20 protein-coding genes are annotated in these 22,854 nt (G+C 70.0%); all 20 read left to right on the top strand.

What is annotated here, in order from left to right; translation table 11 throughout:
- Positions 1-18: 18 nt before the first annotated feature.
- The 20 genes from mltG (at position 19) to gmk (ending at position 22,802) form a co-directional block, all read left to right on the top strand.
- A complete protein-coding gene (gene mltG / locus ABD663_RS02065; protein WP_344736190.1) occupies positions 19-1,476 on the top strand; it encodes an endolytic transglycosylase MltG in 1,458 nt (485 codons plus the stop codon).
- Positions 1,446-2,309, top strand: coding sequence for a shikimate dehydrogenase family protein (locus ABD663_RS02060; protein ID WP_344736189.1), 864 nt, complete (start codon positions 1,446-1,448; stop codon positions 2,307-2,309). The genes mltG and ABD663_RS02060 overlap by 31 nt, the downstream gene beginning before the upstream one ends.
- Before the next feature lie 4 nt (positions 2,310-2,313).
- Entirely contained in the window at positions 2,314-3,543 is a 1,230-nt protein-coding gene (gene aroC / locus ABD663_RS02055; protein ID WP_344736188.1) for a chorismate synthase, read from the top strand.
- On the top strand, positions 3,527-4,051 hold the full coding sequence (locus tag ABD663_RS02050) for a shikimate kinase (protein ID WP_344736187.1): 525 nt from the start codon (positions 3,527-3,529) through the stop codon (positions 4,049-4,051). The genes aroC and ABD663_RS02050 overlap by 17 nt, the downstream gene beginning before the upstream one ends.
- Positions 4,048-5,124 (top strand): 3-dehydroquinate synthase, encoded by a 1,077-nt coding sequence (gene aroB, locus ABD663_RS02045; RefSeq protein WP_344736186.1) that lies wholly within the window; start codon positions 4,048-4,050, stop codon positions 5,122-5,124. Before ABD663_RS02050 ends, aroB begins: the two co-directional genes overlap by 4 nt.
- Positions 5,125-5,268: 144 nt before the next feature.
- Positions 5,269-6,834, top strand: coding sequence for an MFS transporter (locus tag ABD663_RS02040; RefSeq protein ID WP_344736185.1), 1,566 nt, complete (start codon positions 5,269-5,271; stop codon positions 6,832-6,834).
- A complete protein-coding gene (locus ABD663_RS02035) occupies positions 6,831-7,061 on the top strand; it encodes a hypothetical protein (RefSeq protein ID WP_344736184.1) in 231 nt (76 codons plus the stop codon). Before ABD663_RS02040 ends, ABD663_RS02035 begins: the two co-directional genes overlap by 4 nt.
- 9 nt (positions 7,062-7,070) lie before the next feature.
- Entirely contained in the window at positions 7,071-7,529 is a 459-nt protein-coding gene (aroQ, locus tag ABD663_RS02030; protein WP_344736183.1) for a type II 3-dehydroquinate dehydratase, read from the top strand.
- A gap of 103 nt (positions 7,530-7,632) precedes the next feature.
- Positions 7,633-8,193 (top strand): elongation factor P, encoded by a 561-nt coding sequence (efp, locus tag ABD663_RS02025; protein ID WP_344736182.1) that lies wholly within the window; start codon positions 7,633-7,635, stop codon positions 8,191-8,193.
- A gap of 19 nt (positions 8,194-8,212) precedes the next feature.
- On the top strand, positions 8,213-8,623 hold the full coding sequence (gene nusB, locus ABD663_RS02020; protein WP_344736181.1) for a transcription antitermination factor NusB: 411 nt from the start codon (positions 8,213-8,215) through the stop codon (positions 8,621-8,623).
- 43 nt (positions 8,624-8,666) lie between these two features.
- Complete coding sequence (locus ABD663_RS02015; protein ID WP_344736180.1) at positions 8,667-11,642, top strand: DEAD/DEAH box helicase; 2,976 nt, start codon at positions 8,667-8,669, stop codon at positions 11,640-11,642.
- A gap of 39 nt (positions 11,643-11,681) precedes the next feature.
- Positions 11,682-13,235 carry a Rieske 2Fe-2S domain-containing protein gene (locus ABD663_RS02010; RefSeq protein ID WP_344736179.1) on the top strand — a complete coding sequence of 518 codons (1,554 nt, stop codon included), beginning with the start codon at positions 11,682-11,684 and terminating at the stop codon, positions 13,233-13,235.
- A 72-nt stretch (positions 13,236-13,307) separates the two neighbouring features.
- Entirely contained in the window at positions 13,308-13,853 is a 546-nt protein-coding gene (gene pyrR / locus ABD663_RS02005; protein ID WP_344736178.1) for a bifunctional pyr operon transcriptional regulator/uracil phosphoribosyltransferase PyrR, read from the top strand.
- Complete coding sequence (locus ABD663_RS02000) at positions 13,850-14,830, top strand: aspartate carbamoyltransferase catalytic subunit (protein ID WP_344736177.1); 981 nt, start codon at positions 13,850-13,852, stop codon at positions 14,828-14,830. Before pyrR ends, ABD663_RS02000 begins: the two co-directional genes overlap by 4 nt.
- Positions 14,827-16,137: a dihydroorotase gene (locus ABD663_RS01995; protein ID WP_344736176.1), complete on the top strand. Its 1,311-nt coding sequence runs from the start codon at positions 14,827-14,829 to the stop codon at positions 16,135-16,137. The genes ABD663_RS02000 and ABD663_RS01995 overlap by 4 nt, the downstream gene beginning before the upstream one ends.
- Positions 16,134-16,640 carry a PH-like domain-containing protein gene (locus ABD663_RS01990; RefSeq protein ID WP_344736175.1) on the top strand — a complete coding sequence of 169 codons (507 nt, stop codon included), beginning with the start codon at positions 16,134-16,136 and terminating at the stop codon, positions 16,638-16,640. The genes ABD663_RS01995 and ABD663_RS01990 overlap by 4 nt, the downstream gene beginning before the upstream one ends.
- Complete coding sequence (gene carA, locus ABD663_RS01985) at positions 16,637-17,794, top strand: glutamine-hydrolyzing carbamoyl-phosphate synthase small subunit (RefSeq protein ID WP_344736174.1); 1,158 nt, start codon at positions 16,637-16,639, stop codon at positions 17,792-17,794. Before ABD663_RS01990 ends, carA begins: the two co-directional genes overlap by 4 nt.
- Positions 17,787-21,074, top strand: a complete 3,288-nt coding sequence (carB, locus tag ABD663_RS01980) for a carbamoyl-phosphate synthase large subunit (protein WP_344736173.1) — start codon at positions 17,787-17,789, stop codon at positions 21,072-21,074. The genes carA and carB overlap by 8 nt, the downstream gene beginning before the upstream one ends.
- A complete protein-coding gene (gene pyrF, locus ABD663_RS01975; RefSeq protein WP_344736172.1) occupies positions 21,071-21,913 on the top strand; it encodes an orotidine-5'-phosphate decarboxylase in 843 nt (280 codons plus the stop codon). The genes carB and pyrF overlap by 4 nt, the downstream gene beginning before the upstream one ends.
- Positions 21,906-22,802 (top strand): guanylate kinase, encoded by an 897-nt coding sequence (gene gmk / locus ABD663_RS01970; RefSeq protein ID WP_344736171.1) that lies wholly within the window; start codon positions 21,906-21,908, stop codon positions 22,800-22,802. Before pyrF ends, gmk begins: the two co-directional genes overlap by 8 nt.
- Positions 22,803-22,854 lie beyond the last annotated feature (52 nt).

Genomic DNA, 22,854 nt, shown 5'->3' with positions numbered 1-22,854 from the left:
GCGGCTCAGGATGCACCCGTGACCCCGTCGCCGGCCCCGGCGGATGCGGCCACGCCCGCGCCGCTGCCGTCGACCGCCGCCGCGGGAACCCCCGCCCCGATGTCACGCCGCGCCGCACGCGAAGCAGCCGCCCGCACGGCGGCCGCCCCGCCGCCGGCCGCCGTGACCGAGCCGGTCGGATCCGCTCCCGTCGCCACCGCCGAGTCGGCATCCGGCGAATCGCCGTTCGTCGGCGAGACCGGCGCGCCCGGACCCCGTCGAAGCAGGACCGCGACGGCTGCGACGCCCGCCGGCCCGGCACCGTCGACGTCGACCGCCACCCTCGACGATCTGTTCACGGGGGACAGCACCACCGACGATCTCGGCTACGAACCCCAGGAGCGCAGCCGTCGTCGTCGCCGCATCGGCGGATGGATCGCGCTGGGCGTCGTCCTGCTCATCTTCGGCGGGATCGCCGTCGGCACCCTGTGGGTCTGGAACACCTATGAGGAGCAAATCCGCGAGGTGATGGGCTGGGAGGAGCCCAAGGACTTCGAGCCGGGACTCGCCAACGGCGAGGCGCTCGTGACGGTCGTGTCGGGCGATACCGGTCAGTCGATCTCCCAATCGCTCTACGAGGCCGGTGTCACCAAGACCCCCGAGGCGTTCTACGACTACCTCGTCGATACCGGGCAGAACCCGCCGTTCGTGCCGGGCGTCTTCCAGTTGCAGCAGCAGATGACCTCCGCCGCGGCGCTCGAGGCGATGATGGATCCCGCCAACAAGCTCGAGAACTCCGCACTCGTGCGCGAGGGACTCACGGTCGATCAGACGCTCCCGATCCTCGCGGATGGCCTGGGGCTGCCGCTCGAGGACTTCGTGGCAGCGACCGCGAACCCGTCCGACTACGGCGTCGAGGCGGATTCACTCGAGGGCTGGCTGTTCCCGGCGATGTACGAGTTCGACCCGGGCGTCACAGCCGAGGATGTCATCCGAACCCTCGTGAACCGGACCGTGCAGTCGCTGGACAACGCCGGGGTCCCCGTCGAAGACCGACAGCGTGTGCTGACGGTCGCGTCGATCATCCAGCGCGAGGCGCGGTTCGAAGAGGACTTCTACAAGGTCTCGCGCGTGATTGAGAACCGCCTCGATCCGGGCAATCAGGAGACGTTCGGTCTGCTCCAGATGGACTCGACGGCGCAGTACGGCTACGGCGAACTGCACGAAGGATCGGTGAGCACCTCGGCCGAGGCCCAGTTCGACGACAATCCGTGGAACACCTACGTCCACACCGGTCTGCCGATCGGACCGATCTCCAATCCCGGCGACACCGCCATCGACGCGGCCATGCACCCGGCTGACGGCCCCTGGCTCTACTTCGTGACCGTGAATCTGGACACGGGCGAGACGGTCTTCACCTCGACGCTCGCCGAGCACGAGCGCGCGCGCGAGCAGTGGATCGCCTGGTGCAACGACAACCCGGACTCCGGGTGCTGAACAGCGCAGCCGATCGACTCGCGGTGTGGGGAGACCCCATCGCGCACAGCCGGTCGCCCCAGCTCCACGAGGCGGCATACGGTGTGCTCGGACTCGACTGGTCGTACGGGCGGCGTCGCGTGGGCGTCTCACGGTTCCGCGCCCGATTGGACGAGCTCGACGAGCGCTGGCGCGGACTGTCCCTGACGATGCCTCTCAAAGGCGTCGCCCATGCAGCCGCAGTGGACCACGACCTGCACGCACGTGCAACGGGTGCCGTCAACACGCTGCTGCTCGACGCGGACGGACCACGGGGTTTCAACACCGATGTGGGAGGTCTGGTCGACGCCCTTCACGACGAAGGGGTGCGCGGCGCGACGAGCGCACGCCTCATCGGGGGCGGCGCGACCGCCACCTCGGCACTGGTCGCCCTCGCCGAGCTCGGCGCCCGCGTCGTCGAGGTCGCGCTGCGGCGTCCCGAGGCGGCGGGCGCACTCGTGGGTCTCGGTCGGCACTACGACATCGACGTGAGACCCATCCCGCTCGACGGCGCGGCCACCGATGTGCCGGTCACGATCGCCGCGCTTCCCGGCGACGCACGACTCGACGACGAGGCGGCGCGGCGGCTGGCCGGGTGCGGCGGACTGCTGCTCGACGTCGTGTACGGCACCTGGCCGACTCCGCTCGCCGAGTCGTGGAGCCGCACGGGCGGGCACGCCGTCTCAGGACTCGGGATGCTGCTGCACCAGGCGGTCCGCCAGGTGCGCGTGTTCACGACGGGCAGCGCCGACGAGCCGCTGCATGACGAGGAGACGGTGCTGTCCGCGATGCGGTCTGCGCTCGTGGGAGACTAGCGGGATGCTCCGCGTGCTCACCGCCGGCGAATCGCACGGCCCGGAACTCGTCGCCATCATGGAGGGCCTGCCCTCGGGCGTGCCCGTCTCGCGCCCCGCCATCCAGGCGGATCTGGCGCGCCGCAAGCTCGGCTACGGCCGCGGCTCCCGCATGAAATTCGAAGAGGACGAACTCGGCATCTCGGGCGGCGTGCGCCATGGGCTCAGCCTCGGCAGCCCGATCGCTTTGCGCATCGGCAACACCGAGTGGCCCAAGTGGGTCGAGGTCATGAGCGCCGATCCGGTCGAGTTGACCGCGATGTCGCGCGGCCGCGGTGCGGCACTGACGCGACCGCGTCCCGGGCACGCCGATCTCGTCGGCATGCAGAAGTACGACTTCGACGAGGCGCGCCCCATCCTCGAGCGCGCCAGCGCCCGTGAGACGGCCGCACGCGTCGCACTCGGCGCCGTCGCCCGCGCCTTCCTGGCCGAGCTCGGCATCCGCCTGGTGAGCCACACCCTGTCGATCGGCCCCGTGCGGGTGCCCGACGGCGCCGCATTGCCCGGCCCCGACGACGTCGAGGCGCTCGACGCCGATCCGCTGCGCTGCTTCGACGCAGCCACGTCGGCGCGCATGGTCGAGGAGGTCGACGATGCGCGCAAGGACGGCGACACGCTGGGCGGCATCGTCGAGGTGCTCGCGTACGGCCTGCCTCCGGGGCTCGGCTCGCACGTGCACTGGGACCGTCGTCTCGACGGCAAGCTGGCCCAGGCGCTCATGAGCATCCAGGCGATCAAGGGAGTCGAAGTCGGTGACGGCTTCGAGACGACGCGGCGCCGCGGCTCCGCCGCCCACGATGAGCTGTTCGTCGCCGAATCCGGCATCACCCGATCCAGCGACCGCGCGGGTGGCACCGAGGGAGGCATGTCGACCGGCACTGTGCTGCGCGTGCGCGCGGGAATGAAGCCGATCGCGACCGTTCCCCGCGCGCTGCGCACCGTCGATGTCGCCTCGGGGGATGCGGCCACCGCGCACCACCAGCGCTCCGACGTGTGCGCCGTGCCCGCCGCGGGAGTCGTGGCCGAGGCGATGACGGCGCTCGTGCTCGCCGATGTCGTCCTCGAGAAGTTCGGCGGCGACAGTGTGGCCGAGACCCGTCGCAACGTCGACTCGTATCTCGCTGCGATCCCCGACGCGCTTCGGTCCGCCGCCGACAGCGACCCGGCTCTCGCCGAGCATGACCTCGCGCACTGACGCCATCGTGCTGATCGGCCCCATGGGGGCGGGCAAGACGAGCGTCGGGCGGCGCGTGGCCAAGGCGCTCGACGTGACGTTCTACGACTCCGACAAGGCGATCGTGCGCGACCACGGTCCGATCGAGGCCATCTTCGCCGAGCGCGGCGAGGCGGCCTTCCGCGCGATCGAGCGCGACGCCGTCGCGACCGGCCTGGCCACCGCGGGCGTCGTGTCGCTGGGCGGCGGCGCGGTGCTCGATGAGCAGACCCGAGCCGCGCTGGCCGACCATCGGGTGGTGCTGCTCACCGTGGAGCCCCGCGTGGTGGCGTCCCGCATCCGGGGCGGCACGCGGCCGCTGCTGAACGACGGCGACCCCATGACGCGCTGGAACGCGATCATGCGCGAGCGTGGTCCGCTCTACCGTGAGCTCGCCGACGTCGTCTTCGACACGTCGCACGGCCCGCTGCAGGAGGTCGTCGACGCGATCACCGCGTGGGCGCGCACATCGACACAGGAGGATGCATGACCCAGACCACCGTCATCCCCGTCACCGACGACGCCGGCTACGAGATCCGGGTGGGGCACGGCATCCTGTCCGGGCTCGACGAGGCGCTGCCGGCGGCAGCGCGCAAGGTGCTGATCGTCCATCCGCCGACCTTGGCCGCGCAGGCCGAGGCCCTGCGCAGCCGGCTGCTGGGCGACCGCGACGTGCTGCTCGCCGAGATCCCCGATGCGGAGCAGGGCAAGCGCATCGAAGTCGCGGCGTTCTGCTGGCAGGTCATGGGGCAGGCCGACTTCACGCGCACCGACGCCGTGGTCGGCTTCGGCGGGGGAGCGGTCACCGATCTCGCCGGTTTCGTCGCCGCCACCTGGCTGCGCGGCGTCGCCGTCGTGCAGGTGCCCACAACCGTTCTGGGCATGGTGGATGCCGCCGTCGGCGGCAAGACGGGTATCAACACCGCCGAGGGCAAGAACCTCGTCGGAGCCTTCTGGGCGCCGCACACGGTGCTGTGCGACCTGGATCTGCTCGATTCGCTGTCGCCGAACGAACGGGTCGCCGGCTTCGCTGAAGTCGTCAAGGCGGGATTCATCCAGGAGCCCGAGATCCTCGACCTCGTCGAGATGGACCCATCGGCCGCGGTCGATCCGCGCGGCGAGGCGTTCCGCCGCAGCATCGAACTCGCGATCGCGATGAAAGCGCGCGTGGTCGGCGCCGACCTGCGAGAAGCCGGGCTGCGCGAGATCCTCAACTACGGCCATACGCTCGGGCACGCCATCGAGCACGCCGAACGCTACCGCTGGCGCCACGGCGCGGCGATCTCGGTCGGAATGGTCTACGCCGCCGAACTCTCGCGCCTGGCCGGTCGCCTGCCGGATGCCGCCGCGCAGCGCCACCGCGACATCCTCGGCGCCCTGGGGCTGCCGCTTTCCTACCGCGCGGGCGCGTGGCCCCAGCTGTTGGCGACGATGCAGCGCGACAAGAAGTCGCGCGGCGGGATGCTGCGCTTCATCGTGCTGGACGACATCGCGCGCCCCACCGTGCTGCAGGCGCCCGACGAATCGCTGCTGTTCGCCGCGTACCAGGAGATCGCCGGCTGACTTCGGTCGCGATGTCACGCAGATCGGACGATTTCCGGCGCGGCATGGCGCGAAGACATGCGCGCGGGACCCGCTTTCCGCCAGGATCGTAAGAAGCTCCCGGCCACGCACGCGGTCGACCCCACGATCCTGAGGAGACGGACCATGTCCGACTCGACCAAACTGGCCCACCCCGGCGCCGTGCTCGCGACGCTCATCCTCGTCGCCGCCGTCGCCAATCTTCCGATGGCGGTGGCCAACGTCGCACTGCCCGACATCGGCGCGGCCTTCGACGCCTCACAGACCCAGCTGAACCTGGTCGCGGTCGGCTACTCGCTCGGCCTTGCCGCATCGGTCCTCTGGCTCGGCGCGCTGGGCGACCGCCACGGCCGCAAGATGATGCTGATGGTCGGCGTGCTGGTGTCGCTTCCGGTGTGTCTGATGTCCGCGTTCGCACCGTCCATCGAGATCCTCATCCTGGCGCGCATCCTCGGCGGCGTCGCGGCCGGAATGGCCTACCCGACCACCCTCGCGCTGATCACCGCCCTGTGGTCGGGCCCCGCGCGCACCCGCTCGATCGCGCTGTGGTCCGCGATCGGCGGCGCCATCTCAGCTCTCGGGCCGCTCGTCTCGGGGGCGCTGCTGGAGTTCTTCGACTGGGGGTCGGTGTTCCTGGTCACACTCCCGCTCATCCTGCTCGCGATCCCCATGATCATGTTCCTCGTTCCCAGCCACGTCAACGAGGCGACCGACCCGGTCGACAACCTGGGCGGCATCCTCTCCGCCCTGCTCGTGGGCGCTCTCATCCTGGCGATCAACTTCGCCAGCGTCCCCGACGCGGGCACGCTCGTGCTGAGCCTGGCCATCATCGGCACCGCCGCCCTGGTCGCGTTCGTCTGGCGCCAGAAGCGCGCCCGCAATCCGCTCTACGACCTGAAGGTGGCCGCCCGCCCTATCTTCTGGGTGGCCGCGTGCGCGGGAGTCATCGTGTTCGGCTCGCTCATGGCCGCGATGTTCATCGGCCAGCAGTTCCTGCAGAACGTCCTGGGCTACTCGACGATCGAGTCGGGTGTCGCCATCCTCCCCGCGGCGGTCTTCATGGTGCTGCTCGCCCCACGTTCGGCCAAGCTCGTCGAGTCGCACGGGGCGCGCTTCACCCTGCTGCTGGGCTACGCCTGCGTGCTGCTCGGCTTCCTCACGATGCTGCTGCTGTGGAAAGAAGGGGTGCAGTACTGGGCCATCGCACTCGGATACTCGTTCGTGGGCGCCGGGGTGGGCCTCGCCGGCACGCCCGCATCCCGCTCACTCACCGGAGCGGTGCCGGTCCAGCGGGCCGGCATGGCGTCGGGCACCGCGGACCTGCAGCGCGATCTCGGCGGCGCGGTCATGCAGTCGCTGCTCGGCGTGCTGCTCACGGCAGGCTACGCGTCGGCGTTCGCCAAGCAGATCAGCGCGTCGTCCGACGCGTCGCAGATCAGCGCGGACGTGCAGACCCAGCTGCAGAAGTCCTTCGCGAGCGCGGAGTCGGTCGCGGCGCAGTACCCGCAGTACGCCGATGCGATCACGCAGGCGGCCAAGGAGTCGTTCCTGCAGGGTCAGGACTGGTCGTACCTGGCGGGGATCGTCGCGGTCGTGCTCGGTGCCGTGCTCGTGTTCTTCGCCTTCCCCAAGCGCGACCGCGAGCGGGAGCTGCTCGCCCAGTACCACGAGCAGGACAACGTCGCCCGGTGACCGGTTCCGTCTCCGTTCGCCGCGTGCGGCTGCACGAATGGCGCCAGGTGCGTGCGCTGCGGATCGAGGCGGTGAGCGACCCCGACGCCGGGATCGCGTTCCTGTCCACGCGTGACGAGGAGCTCGCACGCGACGAGGCGTTCTGGCGGGATCGCACCGCGGGGGCGGCACTCGGGTTCAATGCCGCCCAGTTCGTCGCCGCGCACTCGTCCGCCGCTCCCGAGTAGGGTTCTCCCGTGACCGCACCCCGCCGACTGCTGCTCGTCAACGGACCGAACCTCAATCTGCTCGGCACCCGCGAGCCGGCCGTCTACGGCACGGCGACCCTCGCCGATGTCGAGGCGATCACGAGGGATGCCGCTCAGCAGCGCGGCTTCGAGGTGCGCGCCGTGCAGAGCAACCACGAGGGCGTGCTCATCGACGCGATCCACGACGCCCGCGACGACTGCGCCGGAATCGTGATCAACCCCGGAGGGCTCACGCACACCTCCGTGGTGCTGCGCGATGCGCTGTCGGGGGTCGGGCTTCCGGTCGCGGAAGTGCACATCTCCGACGTGCGCGCGCGGGAGCCGTTCCGCCACCACTCCTACGTCGCCGACGTCGCCCTCGTGCACGTCGTCGGCGAAGGCGTCGCCGGGTACGCGGCGGCGGTCGCGCGTCTCGTCGACGTCATCACCGGGCAGGCCGACGGCTGACGGCCCGAGGTCGCCTCGCGGCATCCCGTAGAATGGCTGGTCGGCCGTCGAGCCGCACCGGCGCCGGCCCCTCCGACCCCTCACGAACGGACCCCCTTCACCCATGGCATCCACCGCAGACATCAAGAACGGCGTCGTCCTCAACATCGACGGGCAGCTCTGGAGCGTCGTGGAGTTCCAGCACGTCAAGCCCGGCAAGGGCGGCGCCTTCGTGCGCACCAAGCTCAAGAACGTGGTGACGGGCAAGGTCGTCGACAAGACGTACAACGCGGGCGCGAAGATCGAGATCGAGAACGTCGACCGCCGCGACTTCACATACCTGTACAACGACGGCGAGAGCTTCGTGTTCATGGACATGAGCGACTACGACCAGATCAACGTGCCGGCCGCCACCGTGGGCGATGCCGCGAACTTCCTGCTCGAGAACCAGCAGGTCACGATCGCCCTGAACAACGGCAACCCGCTGTACCTCGACCTCCCGGCGTCGGTCGTGCTCGAGATCACCTACACCGAGCCGGGGCTGCAGGGCGACCGGTCCTCGGCGGGCACCAAGGCGGCGACCGTCGAGACCGGCTACGAGATCCAGGTGCCGCTGTTCCTCGAGACCGGCACCAAGGTGAAGGTGGACACCCGGACGGGCGACTACCTCGGTCGCGTCAACTGACCGCGGCACGTCACCGTCGATGAGTGCACGCACCAAGGCCCGCAAGCGCGCGCTGGACATCCTGTTCCAAGCCGACGTCCGCGGGCAGCAACCGGCCGTCATCCTGGCCGCCGAAGCGGCGCGCGCGGCCAGCGAACCCTCGCGCGAAGCATCCTGGCTCTACGCGCGCGAAATCGTCGACGGAGTGATCGACAACGCCGACGCGATCGACGAGCAGATCACGACGTTCTCGAAAGACTGGTCTCTGGCGCGCATGCCCGCGGTCGACCGCGCCGTGCTGCGCGTGGCGGTGTGGGAGATCCTGTACAACCCCGAAGTGCCCTCGGCCGTGGCGATCGACGAGGCCGTCGAGCTCGCCAAAGAGCTGTCGACGGACGACTCCGGCGCGTTCGTCCACGGGATCCTCGCGCGCATCGCCCGAGCTTCCTGAGGCGGCCGTCCGGGCGTCGCCGGCACCGGGGATGATGGATGCCGTGACCACGCCGCGCTCCGACTCCCCACGATCGGAGCCCGTGGCGTGGCGTCGCGTGCTCGGGGCGACGCCGGACTCGGGCACGGCCGATGCGACGCCCCTCGCTCTCGGCGTCGAACTGCGTCAGCGCACACGGCGCAGCGACTCGTCGTGGTCGCCGGTACGGATCGAGACCGCGACGGCCCGCGGCATCCATCGGCACGGCGCCGATGTGCTCGTCGGCCTTCGCCCCCTGGAGCGCAGCACGCGCACCGGTGGGTGGATCAAGGGCGACGTCTCGTGGGAGACGCTGCGACGCCCGACCGCTCGGTACGACGCGCGGCAGGCGCGCTGGTTCGCAGAACTGTTCAGCATCGCGCGCGACATGCGCACGTTCGGCACCTTCACCGACGTCTCGGAATGGCTCACCCTCGACGAGGTCGAGTCGAGTCTGCTGTGGGCCCATCTCACGGGCGCCGAGGCCGCCGGGATCCCGCTGACCTCCACCACGCGAAGACAGACGGTCGCTGTTGCCGCCGCCGGGTCGGTCGCGCTTCGCGTCGAGCGCGACGACGGCCCGGTGCGCGTGACGCCTCGCATCGAGATCGACGGGCGTCCGACGGATGCCGCATCCATCAGGCCCATCGGCTCGACCGGCGTGTACCGCTTCGTCGCGCACGGCGACCGCATCGCACTCACGCTCGCGCCGGCGCCGTTGACGCCCCCCGTGGTTTCGCTGCTCGCGAAGGGCGTGGAGGTGACGGTTCCCGTCGAGGACGCCGATGAGTTTCTGGCGACCCATCTGCCGCGGATCGCGCGGACCACCGTCGTCGAGGCGCCCGGCTTCGTCATCCCGGCGGTGGAGCGGCCCGTGGCGGCCGTGCAGGTCGAGTTCCAGCCGGGGCACCGCGTGGCGTGGACCCTGCGGTGGCGCTACGGCCCCGACCGGCACGAGTGGTACGCGGAACGGCTCGGCGATCGCGACGCGCGGGCCGAGAGCGAGATCGGCGACAGACTGCGCGGGGTGTGGGAGCGGGCCGCTCCGATCGAGTTCGCCGCGCAGGGCACGGTCAGCGGGATCGACGCGGGCGAGTTCGCGACGACGCTGCTGCCGCGGCTCGAGGCCGAGCCCGACATCGCCGTCGAGATCCGCGGCACGCGGCCGGCCTACCGCGAACTGGCGGGTGACCCGCGCATCGCGGTGTCGACCGTCGAGTCGGACGACCCCGACTGGTTCGAACTCGGCGTCGTCGTGACCATCGACGGCCGCAGCATCCCGTTCGCCGCTCTCTTCACGGCGCTGACACTCGGTCGGCGGAAGATGATGCTCAGCGACGGCGCCTACTTCTCGCTCACCCATCCCGCCCTGCAGCGGCTCAAGGACCTCATCGGTGAGGCGGGCGAGCTGGCCGAGTGGGAGGCCCGACCGCGCATCCACCGGTACCAGACCGATGTGTGGGCCGACTTCGAAGACCTTGCGGACGAGTCGGAGTCAGCCGTGTCCTGGCGCGCCACCGTCGAGGGCCTGCGCACGGCGGCCGGGGTTCCGCACGTGCCTTCGCCGCGCGGCCTCCGCGCACGACTGCGGCCGTATCAGTCGACCGGCTACGACTGGCTGTGCTTCCTGTGGGAACACCGGCTGGGTGGGATCCTCGCCGACGACATGGGTCTCGGCAAGACCCTGCAGATCCTGGCGATGATCTCGCGCACGCGCGATACCGGCGAAACCCGGCCCTTCCTGGTCGTCGCGCCCACGTCCGTGCTGTCGACGTGGCGCGCCGAGGCCGAGCGGTTCACCCCCGACCTGCGCGTCACGGTGATCGACACGACGCGGGCCAAACGGGGCGGCTCGGTCGCGGATGCCGTTCGCTCGGCCGACATCGTGGTCACGTCGTACACGCTCCTGCGATTGGACGATGCGGAGTTCTCGGCGGTGGCGTGGGCAGGCCTCGTCCTCGACGAGGCGCAGTTCGTGAAGAACAGCACGACGAAGGCCTACCGCGCGGCGAAGTCGCTCACGGCCGACGTCGTCTTCGCTGTCACCGGGACGCCGCTGGAGAACAGCCTGAACGAGCTGTGGGCACTGCTGTCGCTGACGGCCCCCGGCCTGTTCCCCTCGGCACGACGGTTCCGCGAGGACTACGTCGGGCCGATCGAGAAGGGCAAGGTTCCCGAGAACCAGGAGGGCTCGCGCTTCCGGACCGGTCGGCTCGCCCGCTTGCGGCGTCGCATCCGTCCGCTGGTGCTGCGCCGCACGAAAGAGCAGGTCGCCTCCGAGCTGCCTCCCAAGCAGGAACAGCAGCTGGCGGTCGAGCTCAGCGCGGCCCACCGCGCCCGCTACGACGCAGTGCTCCAACGCGAGCGCCAGAAGGTGCTGGGTCTGCTGGACGACCTCGATCGGAATCGCTTCATCGTGTTCCGCTCGCTCACACTCCTGCGGCTGCTGAGCCTCGCCCCCGGGCTCGTCGATCCCGCCGACACCGAGATCGAGCCCAGCAAGCTGACCGCGCTGTTCGAACGGCTCGACGAGGCGCTCGCCGAGGGGCATCGCGTCCTGGTCTTCAGTCAGTTCACCTCGTTCCTCGGCCTCGTATCGACGCGACTCGACGAGCGCGGCATCCGCTGTGCCTACCTCGACGGTGCGACCCAGGACCGGGATGCGGCCATCGCGACGTTCCGGGCGGGCGAGGCGCCGGTGTTCCTCATCAGCCTGAAGGCGGGCGGATTCGGACTCACGCTCACCGAGGCGGACTACGTCTTCCTGCTCGACCCGTGGTGGAACCCGGCGGCGGAGGAGCAGGCGATCGACCGCGCCCACCGGATCGGCCAGGAACGCACCGTGATGGTCTACCGGCTCATCGCGGCCGGGACCATCGAAGAGAAGGTCATGGCGCTCCAGCGACGCAAGGCGCGACTGTTCCGATCCGTCCTGGACGACGACGCACTGTTCAGCCGGGAGCTGTCCGCGGACGACATCCGCGGGCTGTTCGAGGACTGAGCGATCCCACGCCTAGACTCGAGGGCGGAGGAAAGACGCATGCGCATCACGGGCCTCGGCCACGCCGGAATGTTCATCGAGACCGCGGGCGGCAGCATCCTGTGCGACCCCGTCATCGGCCCGACCTTCTTCGGGTCGTGGTTTCCGTTCCCCGACAATCGGGCGCTGGACTGGGAGCGCTTCGGCAGCGCCGACTTCCTGTACGTCTCACACCGCCACCGCGACCACTTCGACCCGGCTCTGATGGAACGGGTGGTGCGCAAGGACATCCGCGTGCTGCTGCCCGAGTACCCGACCGACGACCTCGAGCAGGATCTGCGCAAGCTCGGCTACGACAACATCGTCTATACCGAGGCGGGGGTGCCGCTGGACTTCGGAGACCTGAAGGTGATGGTCACGCCGCTGCGCGCGCCCAGCGACGGCCCGATCGGCGACTCGTCGCTGTCGGTCGACGACGGCACGGCCAGCATCCTCAACCAGAACGACTCGCACCCGCTCGACCTCGACAAGCTCATGGCGTTCTCGAAGCCCGAGGCATACTTCACGCAGGTGTCCGGTGCGATCTGGTGGCCTATGGTCTACGACCTGCCGCAGGATTCGAAGCAGAACTTCGCCAGGCTCAAGCGCGACGCGCAGAACAAGCGCGCGATGTACTACATCGAGAAGGTCGACGCCGAGCACGTGTTCCCGATGGCCGGTCCGCCGATGTTCCTGCGCGAGGAGCTGTTCCGCTACAACGGCACCGGGCTCGAGGACGACTCGATCTTCACGGACCAGCGAGAGTTCCTCGCCCACATGGCCGAGCAGCGTCCCGAGCAGCAGGGGCACCTGTTCCTGCCGGGCACCGTCGTCGACATCGTCGGCGGCGAGGTGTCGGTCACCCAGACCCTGTACACCGATGCCGAGATCGAGCGGATCTTCGGCGACAAGTGGGCGTACCTCGCCGAACAGCGCGACAGCCGTCAGGACGAGATCGCCGCCGAAGAGGCTCTCCGCGCCCCGGTGCTGCCGCCCGACGAGATGCTGGCCGTGATCAAGGAGTGGTGGGAGCCGCTGCTGCGGCGTGCCCGCACGATCCGCAACGGCGTCGGCGGCAACGTCCGGTTCCGCATCGGCGACCTCGACATGGTCGTCGACTTCCCCAAGGCCAAGGTGCGCGAGTACGCCGGGGAGGAGTGCATCTACTGGTACACGATCCCCGCCGACCTCGTCTCCACGAACATCGCCGACCATGAGATCGACTGGTCGAACTCGATCTTCCTGTCGATGCAATTCGAGGTCGGCCGCAGCGGCAAGTTCAACGAGTTCCTCACGACCTTCCTCAAGTGCCTCTCGCGCGACCGGATCGAGTACGTCGAGAACTGGTACGCCGAACAGACGGATCAGACCGAGGACGCCCGACTCGGGGACTGGATCGTGCAGCGCCGCTGCCCCCACCTGCGCGCCGATCTCACCAAGACCGGCAAGATCGAGGACGGCGTGCTGACCTGCTCGCTGCACGACTGGAGCTGGGATCTCGCCAGCGGCAAGTGCCTCACCTCGCAGGGCCATCCGATCCGCGCCGTCTCGGCCGAGCCGGCACCCGCGCACTGACGACACGGGTAGGGTGGAGGGCAGCACAGCAACCTTTAACCCCGTCCCGTGAGGCGGAGAAGGGAGCGGCGGATGAGCACGCGCACGGGTTCTGCCCGCACCGTCATGTCCGAAGCCGACATCACCCGGGCCCTGACCCGGATCTCGCACGAGATCCTGGAGTCGAACAAGGGCCCTGACGGACTGGTCGTCCTCGGCATCCCCACCCGCGGCGTCACCCTGGCCCAGCGCATCGCACGGCTGCTCGAGCGGTTCGGCGGCGCACCGGTGCCGACCGGAGCCATCGACGTGACGATGTACCGCGACGATCTGCATCGCAATCCGACGCGCACGCCGCAGCCGACGCAGATCCCACCCGCCGGCATCGACGGCAGAGTCGTCGTGCTCGTCGACGACGTGCTCTTCTCCGGCCGCAGCATCCGCGCCGCCCTCGACGCGCTGCAGGACGTCGGGCGTCCGGCGGCGGTACGGCTCGCGATCCTGGTCGACCGCGGGCACCGCGAACTGCCGATCAGACCCGATTTCGTCGGCAAGAACCTGCCGAGTTCGCGTGACGAGCGCGTCAACGTGCGCCTGACCGAGGTCGACGGCGCCGAGGAGGTGACGATCGAAGGATGAGGCACCTGCTCGACACGCGCTCGCTGTCCCGCGACGACGCCCTGCGCATTCTCGATGTCGCCGAGGACATGGCCGACACGCAGAGCCGTGAAGTCAAGAAGCTTCCGGCATTGCGGGGCAGGACGGTCGTGAACCTCTTCTTCGAGGACTCCACCCGCACTCGCATCTCCTTCGAGGCGGCGGCCAAGCGCCTGTCGGCCGATGTCATCAACTTCTCGGCGAAGGGCTCGAGCGTCTCGAAGGGCGAGTCGCTGCAGGACACCGCGCAGACCCTGCAGGCGATGGGCGCGGACGCGGTCGTCATCCGCCATGGTGCCTCCGGTGCGCCACGGACCCTGGCCACGAGCGGATGGATCTCGGCGGGCGTCGTCAATGCCGGTGACGGCACGCACGAGCATCCCACCCAGGCGCTGCTCGACGCGTTCACGATCCGCAAGCGCACCTTCGGCGATGCCAGCCGCGGGCGCGACCTCGCCGGGCTGCGGGTCGCGATCGTCGGCGACATCCTGCATTCGCGCGTGGCCCGCTCGAATGTGTGGCTGCTGCACACCCTCGGTGCCGAGGTGACCCTCGTCGCACCGCCCACACTCGTCCCGCAGGACGTCTCGCACTGGCCGGCGACGGTCACGTTCGACCTCGACGAGGCGATCGCGGGGGATCCTCACGCGCTGATGATGCTGCGCATCCAGCTCGAACGGATGAATGCCGCATATTTCCCGACTGAACGGGAGTATTCCCGCCGCTGGGGACTGGACGCCCGGCGCCTGGCGGCGCTCAGCGCGGATAGCATGGTCATGCACCCCGGCCCGATGAACCGCGGCTTGGAGATCTCCGCCGAAGCGGCCGACTCCGCGCGCTCCACGGTCTTGGACCAGGTGGCCAACGGCGTCTCGGTGCGGATGGCGGCGCTGTACCTGCTGCTGGCCGGGTCCGGGCCGGATGCCGCGCAGAACGTGACCGAGGAGGACCCCCGATGACCGCCACCCTGCTCATCCGCGGAGCCCGCCTCGACGGCGGTGGCGCAGCCGACATCCTCATCGAGGACGGTCTGATCGCCGACGTCGGATCGGGACTGGACCGGGCGGGAGCCACGGTCGTCGACGCCGACGGACTCGTCGCGCTCCCCGGCCTCGTCGACCTGCACACCCATCTGCGCGAACCCGGCTTCGAGGCGTCCGAGACCGTGCTCACCGGCTCCCGCGCCGCCGCCGCCGGCGGGTACACCGCCGTCTTCGCGATGCCGAACACGTCGCCGGTCGCCGACTCGGCCGGAGTCGTCGAGCAGGTGCTCACGCTCGGCGAGGAGGCCGGCTACGTGACCGTGCAGCCGATCGGGGCGGTCACCGTCGGACAGAAGGGCGAACGGCTCGCCGAGCTGGGAGCGATGGCCGAGTCGCGGGCGAAGGTCCGTGTGTTCAGCGACGACGGCTTCTGCGTGTGGGATCCGCTCATCATGCGGCGGGCGCTGGAATACGTGAAAGCGTTCGACGGCGTCGTCGCCCAGCACGCCCAGGATCCGAGACTCACCGAGGGCGCGCAGCTGAACGAGGGCGCGGTCTCGGCGGAACTCGGACTGACCGGCTGGCCCGCCGTCGCCGAGGAGTCGATCATCGCGCGCGACGTGCTTCTGGCAGAGCATGTGGGCTCGCGGCTGCACGTCTGCCACCTGTCGACAGCCGGATCCGTCGACATCATCCGCTGGGCGAAGCGCCGCGGCGTGGACGTCACGGCCGAGGTCACACCCCACCACCTGCTGTTGACCGACGAGCTCGCGCGCGGCTACGACGCGCGGTTCAAGGTGAACCCGCCGCTGCGGCGTGCCGAGGACGTCCAGGCGGTGCGCGAGGGGCTCGCCGACGGCACCATCGACATCGTCGCGACGGACCACGCGCCGCATCCCGCCGAGGCGAAGGCCTGTGAATGGGCGGCCGCCGCGAACGGCATGGTGGGCCTCGAGAGCGCGCTGCGGGTCGTGCAGCACGCGATGGTCGACACCGGCATGCTCACGTGGGCCGACGTCGCTCGCGTCATGTCGCGCGAGCCCGCCCGGATCGGACGACTCAGCGGTCACGGCACACCCCTGACCGCCGGCCAACCGGCGTCTCTCACTCTGTACGACCCGGCGCCGGTACGCGCGTTCGACGTGGACGACCTTCGTGGCCGCAGCGTGAACTCGCCGTATCTCGGCCGCGAGCTGCCCGGTGAGGTGCTCTGGACCCTCCACCGCGGCGTCCCGACCGTCGCCGACGGTGCCCTCGTGGATCGGCCGGGGGTGGACGCATGACCCGCGAGGGCGCCCTGGTGGTCATGGTCCTGGTCACCTTCGTCATCCTGGGGCTGCTCGCGTGGGCCTGGATCCGCCGGACCCGCCGCGACGCCGGTCCGTTCGCACCCACCGGGGACCTGCCGGGTGGTGCCGACGTGCTGGCCGTGTTCGACGGACTCTACGTTGCGACGACGCGGCACGACCTGCCCCTCGAACGCATCGCCGCGCCCGGCATGGCGTTCCGCTCGCGGGCCACGATCACCGTCGCCGATGTCGGCGTCGCGCTCGATCTGCCCGGACAGGATCGCATCGTGATCCCGCGCGACCGCATCGTCGGGGTGGGCCAGTCCACCGTCGCGATCGACCGCGTCGTCGAGCAGGACGGCCTCACCCGCCTCGAGTGGCGCGCGCTCACCGACCAGGTCGTCGACACCTACCTCAGACCCCAGGATGCCTCCGCCCGCGCACTCGCCGATGCGATCAGCGGCATCCTCCCCACGCCATCCGGAGCCGACGTATGACCTCGCATTTCACCGCCGATCCCGCCGTGCTCGTCCTCGAGGACGGCAGCCGACACCCCGGCCGCGCCTACGGCGCGCTCGGCACGACCGTCGGAGAGGTGGTGTTCTCGACCGGCATGACCGGCTACCAGGAGACGCTGACCGATCCGTCGTATGCCGGCCAGATCGTGCTGCAGACAGCGCCGCACATCGGCAACACCGGCATGAACGACGAAGACCCCGAGTCGCGCCGCATCTGGGTGGCCGGCTACGTGGTCCGCGATCCCTCGCGCGTCGTGTCGAACTGGCGAGCCGATCGCTCGCTCGACGACGCCCTCACCGACGACGGCATCGTGGGGATCAGCGGAGTCGACACGCGCTCGATCACTCGCCGCATCCGCAGCGACGGCAGCATGCGCGGCGGGATCTTCTCGGGCGAGGCCGCCGCCATCGACGCCGAAGAGCAGCTGCGGATCGTGCGCGAGGCGCCCGCCATGGCGGGGCGGAACCTGTCGGCCGCCGTCTCGGTCGAAGGCGTCGAGGTGACGCCGGCGACGGGGGACCGGCTCGGACCGCTCGCCGTGCTCGATCTCGGAGTCAAGCAGGCCACGATCGACAACCTCGCCGCACGCGGCTTCGACGTGCACGTGCTGCCGCAGACGGCGACGATCGATCAGATCCGCGCGATCGAGCCGGTCGCGGTCTTCTACTCGAACGGACCCGGCGACCCGGCGGCATCGGGCGACCACGTCGATCTGCTCCGGTCGGTGCTCGACGACGGTCTGCCCTTCTTCGGGATCTGCTTCGGCAACCAGCTGCTCGGTCGCGCGCTGGGCCTGGGCACCTACAAGCTGCCGTTCGGACACCGCGGCATCAACCAGCCCGTGCTCGACCGCGCGACGGGTCGGGTCGAGATCACCGCCCACAACCACGGCTTCGCGGTCGACGCGCCGCGCGAGGGTGCCTTCGACAGCCCGAACGGCTATGGACGGGTCGAAGTGAGCCACATCGGTCTCAACGACGACGTCGTCGAGGGCCTGCGAGCACTCGACATCCCCGCCTTCTCGGTGCAGTACCACCCCGAGGCCGCCGCGGGTCCCCACGACGCCAACTACCTCTTCGACCGCTTCCGCGACATGGTCGCCGAGACCCTGGAGACCTCCGAGAATGCCTAAGCGGACCGACATCCACAGCGTCCTCGTCATCGGATCGGGCCCGATCGTCATCGGGCAGGCCTGTGAGTTCGACTACTCGGGCACGCAGGCGTGCCGCGTGCTGCGCGAGGAGGGCGTGCGCGTCATCCTCGTCAACTCCAACCCGGCGACGATCATGACCGATCCCGACTTCGCCGACGCGACGTACATCGAGCCGATCACCCCCGAGGTCATCGAGACGATCATCGCCAAGGAGAAGCCCGACGCGATCCTGCCGACCCTCGGCGGACAGACCGCGCTCAACGCCGCCATGGCGCTGCACGATCGCGGCATCCTCGAGAAGTACGACGTCGAGCTCATCGGCGCGAAGGTCGATGCGATCCGCAAGGGGGAAGACCGCCAGGTCTTCAAGGAACTGGTCATCGAGGCCGGTGCCGACGTCGCGGCATCCCGCATCTGCCATTCCATGGACGAGGTGCTCGCCGGCGCCGCCGACCTCGGCTATCCGCTCGTGGTGCGCCCCAGCTTCACGATGGGCGGGCTCGGCTCGGGCTTCGCGTTCGATGAGACCGATCTGCGGCGGATCGCCGGCGCGGGCCTGCACGACTCGCCGACGCACGAGGTGCTGCTCGAGGAGTCGATCCTCGGGTGGAAGGAGTACGAGCTCGAGCTCATGCGCGACACGGCCGACAACACGGTCGTTGTGTGCTCCATCGAGAATGTCGACCCCGTGGGCGTGCACACGGGCGACTCGATCACGGTGGCACCGTCGCTGACCCTCACCGACCGTGAGTACCAGAAGCTGCGCGACATCGGCATCGACATCATCCGCGCGGTGGGTGTGGACACCGGAGGCTGCAACATCCAGTTCGCGGTGAACCCCGAAGACGGCCGCATCATCGTCATCGAGATGAACCCGCGCGTCTCGCGGTCGTCGGCGCTCGCCTCGAAGGCGACCGGATTCCCGATCGCCAAGATCGCGGCGAAACTCGCGATCGGCTACCGACTCGACGAGATCCCCAACGACATCACGAGGGTCACTCCGGCGAGCTTCGAGCCGACGCTCGACTACGTCGTCGTGAAGGTGCCGCGCTTCAACTTCGAGAAGTTCCCGGCCGCCGACCCCACTTTGACGACGACCATGAAGTCCGTCGGCGAGGCCATGGCGATCGGCCGCAACTTCACGACCGCCCTGCAGAAGGCGCTGCGCTCGCTCGAGAAGCGCGGTTCCAGCTTCCACTGGGGCGATGAGCCGCGTTCGATCGACGAGCTCCTCGACATCGCGAAGACGCCCACCGACGGCCGGATCATCGCGGTGCAGCAGGCGCTGCGCAAGGGCGCCACCGTCGCGCAGCTGTTCGACGCGACCGCGATCGATCCGTGGTTCCTCGACCAGATCGTGCTCATCAACGAGGTCGCCGAGTTCGTGCGCACCGCGGGCGAACTCGACGCAGCGACACTGCGGATCGCGAAGGAGCACGGCTTCAGCGACGCGCAGATCGCGCAGCTGCGCGGCGACTCGGAGGCCGAGGTCCGCGGCGTGCGCCACGGTCTCGACGTGCGCCCGGTCTACAAGACCGTCGACACGTGCGCGGGCGAGTTCCCCGCGCTGACGCCGTACCACTACTCGAGCTACGACCACGAGACCGAGGTGACCCCGTCCGACCGTACGAAGGTCGTCATCATCGGCTCGGGTCCGAACCGCATCGGGCAGGGCGTCGAATTCGACTACTCGTGCGTGCACGCGTCGTTCGCGCTGTCGGATGCCGGGTTCGAGACCGTGATGGTCAACTGCAATCCCGAGACGGTCTCGACCGACTACGACACGAGCGATCGCCTCTATTTCGAGCCGCTCACGTTGGAGGACGTCCTGGAGGTCCTGCACGCGGAAGCGCAGTCGGGGGAGATCCTCGGCGTCGTGTGCCAGCTCGGCGGACAGACCCCGCTCGGCCTGGCGAAAGGCATTCAGGACGCCGGCTACACGATCCTCGGCACGCAGCCCGACGCGATCGACCTCGCCGAGGAGCGCGAGCTGTTCGCCCGGCTGCTCGACGAGGCCGGGCTGGTCGCACCGCGCAACGGCACGGCGATCGACGTCGACGGCGCGGTGACCGTGGCCGAGAAGATCGGCTACCCCGTGCTCGTCCGTCCGAGCTTCGTGCTCGGTGGCCGAGGCATGGAGATCGTCTACTCCTCCGACGCTCTGCGCGACTACTTCGTGCGGATCGCCGACCAGGCGATCATCGGGCCGGGACTGCCGCTGCTGGTGGACCGGTTCCTCGACGATGCGGTGGAGATCGACGTCGACGCGCTCTACGACGGCGATGAGCTGTACATCGGCGGCGTGATGGAGCACCTCGAGGAGGCCGGCATCCACTCCGGCGACTCCAGTTGCACCCTGCCCCCCGTGAGCCTGGGCCGCACCGAGATCGACCGCGTGCGCGAGGCGACGCGCGCGATCGCCCAAGGAGTGGGGGTGCGCGGTCTGCTCAACGTCCAATTCGCGGTCAGCGCCGGCGTGCTCTACGTCATCGAGGCGAACCCGCGCGCGAGCCGCACCGTCCCATTCGTGTCGAAGGCGCTCGGCATCCCGCTGGCGAAGGCCGCCAGCCGCATCATGGCGGGCGCCACCATCGCCCAGCTGCGCGACGAGGGTCTGCTGCCCCAGCGCGACGGCTCCCGCGTCCCGCTCGACGCCCCGGTGTCGGTGAAGGAGGCCGTGCTGCCGTTCAAGCGCTTCCGCACGCGCGACGGCCTCATCGTCGACTCGGTGCTCGGGCCCGAAATGCGCTCCACGGGCGAGGTCATGGGCATCGACCGCGACTTCCCGACGGCGTTCGCGAAGTCGCAGGAGGCCGCGTACGGCGGGATGCCGCAGTCGGGCACCGTGTTCATCTCGGTGGCCGACGCCGACAAGCGCGCGGTCATCCTGCCCGCCCACCGCCTGCAGGAGCTCGGCTTCTCACTGGTCGCGACCGAGGGCACGGCCGAGATCCTCGCGCGCAACGGCATCGAGGTGCGTGTGGTGAACAAGTTCTCCGACACGCAGGAGACCGACGAGACGAACGTGGTCGACCTGATCAACGCCGGTGAGATCGATGTGGTCGTCAATACTCCGAGTGGCGGCACGGCCCGCGCCGACGGCTACGAGATCCGCGCGGCGGCCGTCGCCGCCGACAAGGCGCTGTTCACGACGATGGCCGTGCTCGGCGCCGCGGTCAGCGCCCTGCCCGTGCTGCGCGAGGGATTCGAGGTCAAGAGCCTTCAGGAGTACGCCCTCGACCGGAAGGAGCGCGAATGAGCGTTTCGTTCGGCGAGCGCGTGCGCGCCGCGATCGACGCCCGCGGCCGCCTGTGCGTCGGCATCGACCCGCATGCGACCTTGCTCGCCGCGTGGGGGCTGGATGCCACCGCCGCGGGCGCGCGAGAGTTCGGGCTGCGCGTCGTCGATGCCGCCGCCGCGACGGTGGGGATCGTCAAGCCGCAGGTCTCGTTCTTCGAGCCCTACGGCTCGCAGGGCTATGCGGCGCTCGAGGACGTCATCCGAGCGGCGCGCGAAGCGGGACTGCTCGTGATCGCCGATGCCAAGCGCGGCGACATCGGCTCGACGATGGACGCGTACGCCGCCGCGTGGCTCACCCCCGGCTCGCCGCTCGAGGCCGACGCGATGACCGCGAACCCGTTCTTGGGAACGGGCGCGCTCGAGGGCACCTTCACCCTCGCCGAGACTCACGGCAAGGGCGTGTTCGTGCTCGCCGCGACGAGCAACCCGGATGCCGCGACCTCGCAGCGTGCGACAGCCGGCGACGGACGCACGGTGTCGGCCCAGATCATCCGCGAGGTGTCGGAGCGCAACGCCCGCACCACCCCGGACGGCGAGTGGGCCTCACTCGGATTCGTCATCGGGGCGACGGTGGACTGGCGTGAGGCCGGTCTCACGTCTTTCGCACCCTCGGCGCCGATCCTCGGCCCCGGCTTCGGCTTCCAGGGCGCGGATCCGCGCGACCTCGAGGCGCGCTTCGGCACCGCGGCGCACCTCGTGGTGGCCGCGGAGAGCCGCAGCATCCTGTCCGCGGGCCCCGAAGGAGTCCGCGAGGCGATCATCCGCCGCGCGGCGGCATACGGAGGCGTGCATGTCTGACCACCGCACGCCGCCCGACGTCGACCGGGCGGCCGCGTCGCGGCGCGCCGTCGCCGCCCGCCGAGAGCGGGCCGCGCTGAAGAAGGACGTCGCGATGCGCGTGCTCACTCCGCAGGATCTGCTCGATCGCGCGTGGCGGGACCCCGACTCGGCCGCAGGCGCCATGCGCATCACCGAGTTCCTGACCGCGATCCCCGCGATCGGCGACGGCAAGCGCGATCGCATCCTCGCCGAGCTCGGCATCTCACCGGTCAAGCGCATCGGCGGGCTGGGTACGCGCCAGCGCGCGGCGCTGTGGAGGTTCCTCGATGAGCGCTGGCCGCGGCTCGAGCCGCGACACGGCCGCAGCCGTCTCATGGTGCTCGCGGGGCCCACCGCCGTCGGCAAGGGCACCGTCGCGGCCCGCATCGCCGCTGAGCACCCCGAGATCCACCTGTCCGTCTCGGCGACCACCCGACCGCCCCGGCCGGGCGAGAACGACGGCGAACACTACTTCTTCGTCGACGACGCGGAGTTCGACCGCATGGTGGACCAGGGCGAGCTGCTCGAGCACGCGACCGTCCACAACGCGTATCGGTACGGCACGCCCCGTGCGCCGATCGACACCGCACTGGCCGAAGGCCGGACCGTGCTTCTGGAGATCGACCTGCAGGGCGCCCGCCAGGTGCGGGCGGCGGAGCCGACGGCGACGCTCGTCTTCCTGCTGCCACCGAGCTGGGACGAGCTGGTCCACCGTCTGGTCGGCCGCGGCACCGAGGGCGAGGAGGAACGCGCCCGACGGCTGCGCACCGCGAAGCGCGAGCTCGCCGCTCAGGGCGAGTTCGACTTCCGTGTCGTCAACGACGATGTCGCCCGCGCCGCCGAGGAGGTCGTGTCTCTCGCACGGTAGACTTGTCCGATGCGCGCGCGGCGCGCGACCGCTTCCACCCACATCCACCGTC

It is taken from the genome of Microbacterium awajiense (assembly GCF_039536545.1).
Lineage (GTDB): Bacteria > Actinomycetota > Actinomycetes > Actinomycetales > Microbacteriaceae > Microbacterium > Microbacterium awajiense.
Note: the sequence above shows the minus strand (reverse complement) of the source record. Positions and strands in the feature narration are given on the sequence as shown.